6 protein-coding genes are annotated in these 12,601 nt (G+C 47.0%); 2 read left to right on the top strand and 4 right to left on the bottom strand.

Translation table 11 applies throughout. From position 1 onward, the window contains the following. Positions 1 to 266: 266 nt before the first annotated feature. Positions 267 to 722 carry a DUF2850 domain-containing protein gene (locus R7Q11_RS10770; RefSeq protein ID WP_005380234.1) on the bottom strand — a complete coding sequence of 152 codons (456 nt, stop codon included), beginning with the start codon at positions 720 to 722 and terminating at the stop codon, positions 267 to 269. A gap of 162 nt (positions 723 to 884) precedes the next feature. On the opposite strand from R7Q11_RS10770, the gene argA reads away from it, so the two are divergent. Both argA and R7Q11_RS10760 read left to right on the top strand, forming a co-directional pair. Next, on the top strand, positions 885 to 2,222 hold the full coding sequence (argA, locus tag R7Q11_RS10765; RefSeq protein ID WP_012841478.1) for an amino-acid N-acetyltransferase: 1,338 nt from the start codon (positions 885 to 887) through the stop codon (positions 2,220 to 2,222). Positions 2,223 to 2,638: 416 nt separating this feature from the next. Next, a complete protein-coding gene (locus R7Q11_RS10760; RefSeq protein WP_005380230.1) occupies positions 2,639 to 2,827 on the top strand; it encodes a hypothetical protein in 189 nt (62 codons plus the stop codon). Between the two features lie 34 nt (positions 2,828 to 2,861). On the opposite strand, the gene recD is transcribed toward R7Q11_RS10760, so the two are convergent. The 3 genes from recD to recC all read right to left on the bottom strand — a co-directional run bounded on the left by recD (position 2,862) and on the right by recC (position 12,501). After that, complete coding sequence (recD, locus tag R7Q11_RS10755) at positions 2,862 to 5,009, bottom strand: exodeoxyribonuclease V subunit alpha (RefSeq protein ID WP_225466433.1); 2,148 nt, start codon at positions 5,007 to 5,009, stop codon at positions 2,862 to 2,864. Continuing rightward, positions 5,009 to 8,683, bottom strand: a complete 3,675-nt coding sequence (gene recB, locus R7Q11_RS10750; RefSeq protein WP_225466464.1) for an exodeoxyribonuclease V subunit beta — start codon at positions 8,681 to 8,683, stop codon at positions 5,009 to 5,011. Before recB ends, recD begins: the two co-directional genes overlap by 1 nt. A 326-nt stretch (positions 8,684 to 9,009) precedes the next feature. Next, a complete protein-coding gene (gene recC / locus R7Q11_RS10745; RefSeq protein ID WP_225466432.1) occupies positions 9,010 to 12,501 on the bottom strand; it encodes an exodeoxyribonuclease V subunit gamma in 3,492 nt (1,163 codons plus the stop codon). Between the last annotated feature and the right edge of the window lie 100 nt (positions 12,502 to 12,601).

The following is a 12,601-nucleotide window of genomic DNA, read 5'->3' as shown; positions in this document are numbered from 1 at the left end:
TTCCGTAAAAGAGAATAGCAAAAGGATGGCAAACAAATGCATACGGTGCAATTGAAAAGCAACGACAAAATGTTTCAACGCTAAGCCAATCCGTTTACTCGTTGTGAATTCATTCAGTTAATGCAACATGATAGCAGCGGAAGAATTACGGAATTGTCCGGATTATGTTTGAAAGTAAGATTTACTGATTGAGAGATGAAATTGTGATCATCCATGTGACTCACAGACGCAAGAGATCTCTGCTTAACAGACAAAGATAAAAACGACTATCTTACCGCAATCCTTGCACGCCCCTCTAAACGGAATACAGGTAGATAATGTGCATTAGCATCCAGCTTCATTTCTGCATGCTGCTTACCCACAAAATTGAAGTGCCGCTCATTTGAACCCACTCGATACGAAAACGAATCCCCATCGAATTCAAAACTGGTCGCCACTGTAGAACCATTTACGGTAACACCGCGCTCACTCAACACAAATTCTTCACGAGCATAAGGCGCAACATCTTGCTCAACCCAGCGACCATAAATTGTCGATTTGGGAATGGGCGGATTAATGGTTCGAGTAATCAAATCACTATACAGCATGCACACGACAACGGTTCCAACTATCGCTATAAGCATGAGAGAACGCTCTAGCCACTTACGAAGCATTGATTTAGATGACGTTTTTGACAGATTTGAAGCAGTGATCGCAGCATTCTTATTAACAGCAGAAGACATGAGGTTCACGTATTGAGGAAAGACGCCACCATTGTAACCTTCCCTCTTAACGGGACCAAGAACCTACCTCAATATGTTTGTGCTTTATTCCAAAATTTCGCCTTGCTACTCAATGAATAAAAAGGCATTATTTTAACATAATTAAACAAAGGAATGGCTGTAGTGAAAATTCGTAGTACTGCTCTCGTAAAAGGATTCCGTCAATCAACACCTTATGTCAATGCTCACCGCGGAAAAACCATGGTGATCATGCTGGGCGGAGAAGCCGTCGCACACAAAAATTTTGGCAATATTATTAATGATATCGCACTCATGCACAGCCTCGGAATCAAAGTCGTGGTGGTGTATGGTGCACGTCCTCAAATTAATCAGCTGCTAGAAAAACAAGACCTCACTACGCCTTACCACAAAAATATCCGCATTACGGATGAATCGGCTTTATCTGTTGTTATGCAAGCTGCCGGACAACTTCAGCTTGCGATTACTGCGCGCCTATCAATGAGCCTCAACAATACTCCGATGGCAGGTACCCAGCTCAATGTCGTTAGCGGAAACTACATCATTGCCCAACCACTCGGCGTTGATGATGGTGTGGACTATTGCCATAGTGGACGTATTCGCCGCATTGACACCGACGCGATTAATCGCACTCTTGATCAAGGTTCAATTGTTCTGCTAGGTCCCATTGCTAGCTCTGTGACTGGCGAGTGCTTCAATTTATTATCGGAAGAAGTCGCCACCCAACTAGCGATAAAGCTGGGTGCGGATAAGCTGATTGGTTTTTGCTCCGAACAAGGTGTCATTGATGACAACGGCAATGCTGTCGCCGAGTTACTACCAATTGAGGCGGAGCATGTCATCAAAACGCTTTCTGAAAATACGTCTCCTGACCTAGATTACAACACTGGAACACTGCGCTTTCTTAAAGGCTCTATTGCCGCTTGCCGTGCCGGAGTACCTCGTAGCCACTTGATCAGTTATAAAGTAGATGGCGCCTTAATTCAGGAGTTGTTCTCTTTCGACGGTATCGGTACCCAAGTTGTTATGGCGAGTGCTGAACAAGTGAGGCAAGCTAATATTGACGATATTGGCGGTATCTTAGACCTCATTCGCCCGTTAGAAGAACAAGGTGTACTGGTTAGGCGCTCTCGAGAACAGCTAGAGCAAGAGATTGGAAAATTTACCATCATCGAAAAAGACGGCTTGATTATTGGCTGTGCTGCCCTTTATCCATACCCAGAAGAGCGTAAAGCTGAGATGGCTTGCGTAGCGATTCACCCTGACTATCGTGATGGAAACCGAGGTTTGTTACTGCTCAACTACATGAAACATCGTTCTAAATCCGAAACCATTGATCAGATTTTTGTCCTCACGACACACAGTTTGCATTGGTTCAGAGAGCAAGGTTTTTACGAAGTCAGTGTCGACTATTTGCCTGGAGCCAAACAAGGGTTATATAACTTCCAGCGTAAGTCCAAAATCTTAGCGTTAGATTTATAGCTTAACCTTAAATCAGGGAGCGAAACTTAACGTTCCACTATACCAACTAACCTCAAAGGGCAGGATTTAGTTCATTAACGCTCAACCCTGCACATCGAGCTTGTTTAGGAACGAGTTTGTTGAGGAGTAAGGCCACACATAAACCCTACTCCGGACTAGCGGGTCATCATGTAAACCCAACTTAGAAATGCGCAAACCATTGCTTGATTTTTGTTCCAATTTTATCTTTTAAATATACATTTGGTTGGCTATACTCTGCTCGCTAGTGATTGGTTTTTAACCAATACGAATGGATCTAGGTGATGTAATTAGCCTTCACCCTAAAATACTGGGCAATTGAAAAACTAGTTAGCTCCGTATTGCACACCAAGGACAGTTGTTAATCTGACTTTAAATAAGCCGAGACGAGCACTGTTATGAGAACAATCATTTGTAATTCGCTTCAAAGCTTCTGGGATATGGCTGACAATCAGTTTTTAGAAGGCCTAGACGTCCACTGTGTTTTCCCCGTAAATGACGCTATCCGAGATTTTATTCTTGCTTATCAACAGCAATACAAAATACGCAGCGTGTCTTTTACCAATGCGTTTGCAAAACATGCATAAAAGAAGACCGAGCCATAAGCTCGGTCTTCTTGTTTTAGTTGGTAAGCCGCTTTACTAACCCACTCGCGCGAGTGGTTTTCACCTTAATGCCTCGCTTCAGAACATTGAGCTCGGCGTAAAGAGCTAAACGCTTTTTCGCGCGGGTAATGCCTGTGTAAATCAACTCACGGGTTAATATCGGGCTAAAGTCTGGTGGCAAAATCATCAGGGTGTAATCAAATTCACTGCCTTGCGATTTATGGATGGTCATGGCGTAAGCCGTTTCATGTTCAGGTACTCGGCTTGGCAAGACCGATTTCACACTGCCGTCAGGTAACTCGAAAAAGACTTTCAAACGCGGTTCTTCTTCACTGTCATCTCGCATACAAATACCAATATCACCGTTATACAAACCTAAACCGTGATCATTACGCGTAACCATGACAGGTCTGCCGTGATACCAAATTTCATCCTGAACTTGAATTAACTTGCGCGCCGCAAGCGCTTTCTCGATGCGTTGGTTTAGCCCAGCCACACCGAAGTCACCTTCACGGATCGCGCACAGCAATCGGCATTGGTTGAAGGTATCTAACACCGCTTTGGCTTTGTGCGTTAGCGACTCTAGCTCTCCGGTTTTAGGATCAGTTTCCTGTTGTCCAATGCGTTTGAGGTAACGACCGTATTCCTGCACCAACGTCTGCATCATTTGGTTGTAATGTTGACTACTTAGCGCGAAATGTTCGATGTCAGAAAAGTCACGCGCCCAGACGTTATCTACGCTCGCAGCAGAACCTGAGTTAACCGCTTTTGCCAACTGACCAATGCCTGAGCGAGCGTCAAATCGGTAGCTCTTTTGCAGCATACATAAACTATCAGCAATGCTAGATGCACTGGTACCTGTATGGGCTAAAGTATCGAAACCCGCCAGTTTTGCGATGGCTGACGCCTGCTCTTTGCCATAACCCAATGCATGGAACGAACAGATATCACCCAACACTGCCCCTGCTTCAACTGAGGCAAGTTGGTCTTTATCACCTAGCAAAATCAGCCGCGCATGTTTCGGTAAGGCATCGACCACTTTGTACATCATTGGCAAATCGACCATCGACGCTTCGTCGATAACCAAAATATCCAAATGCAGTGGATTTTGCTTGTTGTGACGAAATTCTGCGCTATTAGGAATCGCGCCCAGCAACCGATGTAAAGTACTCGATTCAGTCGGAATTTTGGCTTTTAGCTCCGGAGAAACTGGCAGTTCTTGCACTGCTTTACCAATGGACTCGGTTAATCGCGCCGCCGCTTTCCCCGTCGGGGCCACCAGCTTGATGGTTAGATTTTTCTCGTGTGTCGCCTGTTCAATCAAAGCAGCAAGCAATTTGGTTACTGTCGTCGTTTTACCCGTACCAGGGCCACCAGAAATCACAGCAAATCGACGAGTTAACGCAACCGCCGCCGCGACTTTTTGCCAGTTCACACAAGCTGAAAGTGGCACCAGCTCATCCAGTTGATGCAAATCCTGAACCTTGCGCGCATTGCTAAGCACGGAATCAATGGCGTGCCAATCCAACGATTCGCTTGCGACCACATCAAGGTGATCACACACCAATTGTTGACGTAACACTTGGTTGCTGCTTCCCGCTTCTACTGCTTTGCCCAACGCGTTAAACAGAAAATGGTATTGGCGTGCGAACAGATGGTTGAGCAACTCGGATAATCGCACAAACTCTTGTGGTTGCAAGTTAACTGCGGCGCCCAACTGATTGAGCTTTTCCGCCAGTGTCACTTCATAATGCCAATAGCGGTGCAGATACAGACGCTCGCCATCGAACATCAGCGGCAAGGCTTCTCCTTGCGCGCCGACCACGGTGGAATTTTTTAATACTTGAATCCAGTCTATGTCTTGCAACTGTGTGTTGAGCGCCAATGCCGACTCACCAAACAGCCCTAGCTTACTGGCTAAATCCGTAGATTGCCCTTGTGCATCGAACAGAGACAGACAGATATGTCCTTTGCCAAGCTCACTACTGACAACACCCGCGATAAACGCCAATGCTTGACTGTCCGACTGTTCATCATGCGTTTGAGAATCAATAAAACAGGCGAATTGGTAGTCGAGCTGACGAATAGCACCTTTGTGCGCCAAGCGTTCCAGCACTACCAATAGACTATCTTGGCCAGAATGAAGATTGCGATTTGTCGTCATTAAAGTAGCTCCATCTGCCCGGCTTGAGTTGAGCGCGTTTCAAGTGCTTGACCATCAATCAAACGATCCATCTCTTGTAAGAACTCTAAGGTTGGTTTCGCGGCAAAAATGCCGTGGTCACTCTGCCCATCCATACCGCGCAAGAACAAGTAATACACGCCACCGAAGTGCTGCTCATATTGATAATTCGCCAATCGGCTGCGTAGGAAACGATGCAGTGCTAACGCATAAATCTGGTACTGCAAATCGTAGCGGTGATCCGCCATCGCCGATTTCAGAGCCTCACCATGGTAGTGCGTCACATCGTCGCCAAGATGATTCGATTTCCAGTCAAGCACGTAGTATTTACCTTGATGTTCAAACACCAAGTCGATAAAACCTTTGAGCATGCCTTGCACGGTTTGGAAACCTAAATCACCCGCTTTCGCCGACAACGGATCGTGACGTTGAATGACTCGGTTTAACGCCGGTGCAGACAACACTTCAATCGGCAGCAAAAATTCCATCTCCACCAAACGTTGCGACGGTGCTTTTTGATTCAGCAGCAAAGACTTACCATCCAACGGCGTTGCGAGTACGGTATCAATCAATTGCTGTAAAATGGGCAACCACTCTTCATCGAGCTGTTCGCTTTCCATCAAGCCAAGGATGATTTGTGTATTCTCTTCCGTCGTGGCTGGCTGAGTAAATTCAATTTCCTCAAACAGGCTGTGCAGGAACGTACCCGGACGCGCACCACGAGGGAAGGTAAAAATAGAACGCTCTGGCTCCACCAAATCCGCTTCGTCTTGTTCTTCAGATGAGTCGATATCAAAACCCGTAATCTCAATCGTGGCATCATGCTCGGCGTGATGAGAACCTTGCTTGACCAAGCCAGAGTAACTGGTGATGCGCCAGTTTCTGTCGATAGGGTTTTGCAGTTCTTTCGCACTAAGATCGTGTACTTCTTCTTGTGGCGCTACGTACTTGTCTTCGAGTTGCTGCGGCGGATCGGTCACAACGACACAATCAAGCTCGTCTTGTTGCTTTGTTAAACCTTGGTGCAAATCGTTGATGCCACCTTCTTGACCATTCTGAATCAAATAGCCAATCGCACTGCGGTGTACGCCAGTTGGCTCTTTGGTCGAACGGCCATTGCGCAAAGGTGAGGCTCCAATAAAACACGCATACACAGCTCGCGTTAGTGCCACGTATATCAAGCGTAAGTCTTCCGCCAAACGCTCTTTATCCGCTTGCTTCATGGACGCATCGTTGCCTGTGATATCCAGTACCGTGCGGTCATTGGCTGCATCGTAATATTTGGCTTCGCTGGCTTCTCGATAGCTGAACACAAACGGCAGAAATACGAGGTCATACTCCAAGCCTTTTGATTTGTGAATAGTTACGATCTGCACTAAGTTACGTTCCGATTCTAAACGTTGGATTTGGTCATCACTGCCACCCAAACCGTTTTCCGCATCACTGATAGACTGAGCGAGCCAACGCAGCAGACCGTGGTCACTATCCAGTTCATTACTGGCTTGTTGAAGCAGTTCACCAATGTGCATTAAATCGGTAAGTACTCGCTCACCATTCTCACCCTGTGAACTCGCGCCTTCTTCTAGTAATCGCTCGGCAATATGGCGTTTGCTGATCACCGCGCGCAACATCGGCAGCACACCACGTTGAACCCAAAGTTTGCGATATTCTTTGAATTCGTTTACGGCGTTTTCCCACACCACTTCATCGTTATTAAGCGCATCCAAACTTGCTGCGTCGAGGGCAAACAGCTCAGAGGCAAGACTTGCACGCAGCGCACGGTCATTTTCTGGCGTCAGCACCGCTTGCAGCAAACGCTGTAAATCCTGCGCCACTGAACTGGTAAACACACTGTCTCGGTTAGACAGGTACACGCTGGCAATGCCTTGATCAGCCAACGCTTGTTTGATCATTCGACCTTCACTACCTGTTCGAACCAACACCGCGATATCGCCCGCTTGAACCGCTTTCTGTTTTTCGCCATTCGCCAGACACGCTTGCCCCTGTTGAGCCTGCGTCAAAATGGTTTGGATTTGGCTTGCGGTCGCCTCCGCCATTCGAGTCAAATACTCGCCTTTTGGTAGCGGTTTATCGTCTGCTTCTTGCAACCAATAAGTCAGCGCGGGTTGCTTTTGACCACCCATAGTCCAAATGCGTTTTTCGGCATTGGGACTGTATTTTACAGGTAAGAACGGGATGTCCGAATCATAGATAAATGGACTGTCTGGCAAAGCAAATACTTGGTTTACCGCCTGCACCATATCTGCGCTAGAACGCCAGTTGGTTCCTAACGTGTAGTGGGCACTTACTTGGTTACGCGCTTTGATATAGGTGAAAATGTCTGCGCCACGAAAGCCATAAATCGCCTGCTTGGGGTCCCCGATCATAAACAAACCACATTCCGGGTTGCTCAGATAAATACGGCTGAAAATACTGTATTGAAGCGGGTCGGTATCTTGGAACTCGTCAATCATTGCGACAGGATACAAAGTACGAATACGCGCCGCTAAAAGCTCGCTTTCGTCCGTATCGATAGAAGCAGAAAGTTGCGTCAGCAAATCATCGAAAGAGAGCCACTGTTTTTGATTTTTCGCGTTGGCCAGCATCACACGACAATGCTCAATCGCATGCGCAAGCAGTGGCGCTTTTAAGCTGATTGGATTGGCAAGAAATGTTTCAATGGCTTCAAATACCGCGTGCTGCGGCGCACTGCCTTTCGGTGTTTTTTCCAACAAGACGTTTTGCGCGAATTTCTCCAGCTTGTCTGGATAATCGTAACCTGTGGTTTCCGTTGCTGCCCAAGCGTTTACCGCCTCCAACCACGTCGGCAGAGACTTTTTGGTGTAGCTGCGTTTGTTAATATCTGAATCTGAAATCAGCGTGAAGAAGTCATCTTGGCTTTCTCGCCACTGTGCTTTTAATTCATCAATTTTTTTCAAGTTTTCAGTATGAAGATCAGCCAAACTGCCTTTCATTGCAGGAACAGAAAGGCTTAACGGCGCACCAGTTAAGTAATTGCTGATGTCAGACAACAACGCAGATGGAGAGCTCCATAGCTGGCGAATTTCCCCAGCCAAGGTAAACGGCAACGGGTAGAAATTGCGACGCCAGTAATCGGCTACAACTTGCGCTTTTAGGTGACTTTCATCGGTCACAAACTCGTTATTAAATCGGCTGCCAGATTCAAACGCATTTTGCGTTAGCATACGTTGGCAAAAACCGTGAATGGTGTAGACCGCCGCCTCGTCCATCTGACGCTCTGCCTGCAATAAAATTTCTGCGGCTTGCTTGTGATCGTCAAACTCATTAAGCAAAGGTTGGATCACCGGATCGGAACTCTGTCCACGCGCAAACGCGATTCGCGCATCATGGATTCTTGCCCTGATACGATCGCGTAATTCCGCAGTTGCCGCTTCGGTAAAGGTTACGACCAGAATTTGGTCGACCGTAAGCGGTACGCGATGCCGAGTTTCCGCGCTGCCGTGACCAAGCAAAAGGCGCAGATATAAACCTGCAATAGTGAAGGTTTTACCTGTACCTGCTGATGCCTCGATTAACCTCGCACCATGCAGAGGAAACGTCATCGGTTCTAGTGGCGTTGGTTGAGGTTGCTCTGTGCGGTCTAACGTATGTAGAGGACACTCTGCACCTGACATTTGATCCATAACGCTGAATCTCTCCGGATTATTTACTAGGACGTATCACCTAATAAATGTGATCTATAGTTAAAAATTCTATTAATATGTTTAACAAGTTGGATAATTTAGAGCTTTGTGAGATCTTTCTCACGGTTATCCATAAGACGTACCGTTAGTATGCGCCCCACGAGATAAGCCAAACCTTTTGGCGGCACAACTCAAATGAATTAAACAAAAGTATCATGGTCCCTCTGACCTTGTGGCCGTACAGCGAACGCCCTACAAAAAATAATGATTTTCTGGCGGCCACCCTACTCTTCCTTCTCTTTATCCAACTGTCTTTATTACGCTTTTACGTCATCAGTGTCTTGAACCGCTAAGCGCGCACCTTGCAAAACTAATGCTGTCAGCAAACGAACTTCTGAGGCCAACTCATCATTCCAAGCAGGCCAAATTCGAGAGATGTACGCATTACTGCCTTCGCCCGGGCTCATGAAGCCATCATTGAATGCGTCAGCCATTTTCTTCAAAGATTTCTCTTCGTCATCGACCCACTGACCACGGCTAAAGCCCGCTTCAACACAAGCCAACGCCGTTTTCGGGAAATAAGGCAAAGGCTTAGTCATGCCTTCGAAGAATAAGCGAACTAATTCAGTCAGTAGCTGTTTGGCATACTGAGCATCGGCAATTTCTGGGTAGATCAAATGCAGCGCGCCTTCTTTACGATCGTAACCAATGATGTGAGTTTTCTTAGCATGACCCGACGCCGACATGGCAAGGTGATCGATCCACGCTGCAAGGTAATCCTGCGATCGAATCTTACCGCTTCGATAGCGAATCAAACCGGATTGGTAGCATTGAGTTAGCCAACCTGTTAGGCGAACGTTTTTCTCTTCGCCTTCATTTCGCTCAAACAAGGAATCAAACGTCAGGTCGATTTCCAAATCGTCTTGAGGCGCACCAGATAAAAACGCCAGTTTGTCCACCAGCTCTTCCGCCTGAACTCGGTTGGTTTCAAACTCGATATAACCAAACGCCCCCACCGGCAGTTTGCCTTGCGCGCGCTGTTGACTCATAAAGTGTTTAAGCACCTCTGTTTTTTTCTCTGGCTGCATCAATGTCGTTTCAAGCAAGGTTTCTAACAGCTCATCACGCATTTGATAGCTTTCCAAACCACCTAAAACAAAGGGTTCGTCGTCTTCCATCACCGGCAGTGGCGGTTCAAAGATTACTTTTAAACGACGATTGAAAAAATACTGCACAGGTAAGCGCCAGAAACGTTGCAACTCGACTAAGTCGAGCTCAAGTGGGAACGTCGCTCCTAACAGATAGTCGTCTAATGCCCGATTAAAATCACGACGAACATAGCCTTGCGATTGACTACTTTGAGTCAATGCCGCTGGAATCCACTCTTTCGCGTAGCTGGCGTGCATGCCTTGGAACGCACTCGGGCTAAACGGCACCATGGCGTGGGTATTCACCAACGCATTTAATAAGTTGTCGCCAGACTCATCAACGGGCAACGCTTCATCACCACTTAAACAATAGTTTTGGTGACAGTATTCCATCAGCTCAGAAACCAGAACCGAAGGCACTCGCTCGGTGTTATCTTGGATTGAACGACCAACATAACTGATGTAGAGCGTTTGCTGTGCAGACAACATCGCTTCGAGGAATAGGTAACGGTCATCATCTCGGCGCGAACGGTCGCCCGGTTTGGTTCTTCCTGTCATCAAGTCAAAGCCTTCTGGCGGCATGGAGCGCGGATACACGCCGTCATTCATCCCCAACAGACAAACAGTTCTAAACGGAATAGAGCGCATCGGCATCAGGGTACAAAAGTTCACTTGACCAGCAAGGAAGCGCTGGCTGACTCGTGTGCCAGATAATTTGTTTTGAAGGTATTGGCTGATGATCGACGGCGATAACGCATCATCAAATGCGGCATCAGCTAATTGCTCTTTGAGTTGGCTGAGCGTATCGCGAATGGATTTGAGCGCCATTTCGCCTTCTAACTCAACTGAGAAGAAGTCATCCAGCAGTAAAACTAAAGTCTCTCGCCAACCATCAATAGTCTGAACATGAGAAAGTTTGCTTCGATAAGTGCTAATTTGTTGGATAAAGTGTGCCAACTTGCCCGCCAGCTCTGCGCCCATGCCTTGTACTTCGTTGTACGGAGACAAACTGCCTTGCTCGGTTTCAAACAAACCTGCGGATTCTGGCATCGCGTAGCCAAGCAACATTCGTTGAATACCAAATTGCCATGTGTTTTGACGGGTTTCCGGCAGTTCAAATTCGCATCCGGTATTGGCGTCCAATCCCCAGCGAATCCCCGATTCCTCAACCCATTGTTTGGCTTGTAAAAAATCATCTTCGCTGAGTTCAAAACGCTTTAATATCGCTGGAGTTTCCAGAAGTTCGAGTAGTTCTGAGGCCAAACAGCGCGTATTGGGTAAGTTCACCAACTGCATAAATGCGGCCAGAATTGGGCTCTCTTGATCGGCGGTTCGGTCAGAAATCGAATATGGAATAAAACGCTCACCCGGCGCGTTACCAAAGACCGCCTGAATCGCAGGGCTGTAAGCGTTGATGTCCGCGACCATCACGATAATATCGCGCGGTTTTAACGTTGGGTCAGCATCGAACATCGCCAACAGTTGATCATGCAGCACTTCCACTTCACGCATCGGGCTGTGACAAGCGTGTAGGCTCAGTGATTTATCACCCAAGCTAACCACTTGTTTGTGATGACTGTTTTCAATCTGTTGGTCATCTTGATGTTCTTCAAGATTGAGAATATCCGCTTGCAATTGATGGAGCAGACTGTCGCGCTCAACATCAACAAAGGCTTCAATTTCATGAGATTCCAGCTGAGACAACAGATACATATTGTCGCGCCCGAGTTTACCCATGGATGCCAACAGACTGTTTCCGACCACATCGGTGTGCAGCTCATCGATCACATTATCTTCCAGTGATCCTTTCAGTTGCTCAGTTTCACCTTGCACTTCCGAGTGATCGTCCTGCCACACAACGTGCTGACGATGTTTCGCCGCCAAACGAGCCAGATATTTGCGATCTCGAACTTCACCCCAGTAATAACGACACGGGTTGGTGAACATCAGATGCACGTCGATGTGTTCACCAATTGCTTTTAGCGCATCCATATAGCGAGGCGGCAACGAAGAAATGCCAAAAACAAACAAACGCTTGGGTAAATGGTCAAAATTGCCGTTAAAACTCTCTAACGTGTCGATAAAGTGCTCATAAAGGTTGGCACGGTGATATGGAGACTGTCCTAATGACACAGTGTGATCATACAACGCTTGCCATAAGATCGGCTGCCACGGATGCTCATCTTCCAGCTCTGGCACACTCTGCCCTGCTTCCCAACTTGCGATCCACTCCGGACGATACACCAAGTAACCATCGAAAATATCGGCAATTTTCTCAGCCAGTTGATACAGCTTAGAGTGATCACTGTCATCTTTGAGGTACTGCGCTAACGGCGAAAACACGTCTTGGTTGAGAAGCCCCGGCAGCAGATGCATCAACTTCCAAGTCATCGCTTCTTTGTTAAACGCACTGCGTTTTGGCACGTCTGGCAACACCTGCGTAAACATTTCCCAAATGAAGGTAGCAGGAAGCGGAAAATCAATGTTCGCGGCAACACCAAACTCTTTGGCCAATTCCATTTTTAGCCACTGGGACATGCCCGGACTTTGAACCAGAATTTGTTCTTTTTCGAACGGGTTTTCCAGCGGACTGATTCGAATCAGTTCGACAAGGAGTGATTTAAGAACGTCAACTTGGTTGGAGTGATAAACAGTAAACAAATTGGGAATACCGAGCGCCGATTGAAACTGTTAGCTAGCTTAGCACAGCCCCATTTAAACCCGCAGTGATCTCGCGTTCGGAAAAAACAAAAGGTTATAT

It is taken from the genome of Vibrio sp. 970 (assembly GCF_033339075.1).
This window is presented reverse-complemented; position numbering and strand designations above follow the sequence as displayed.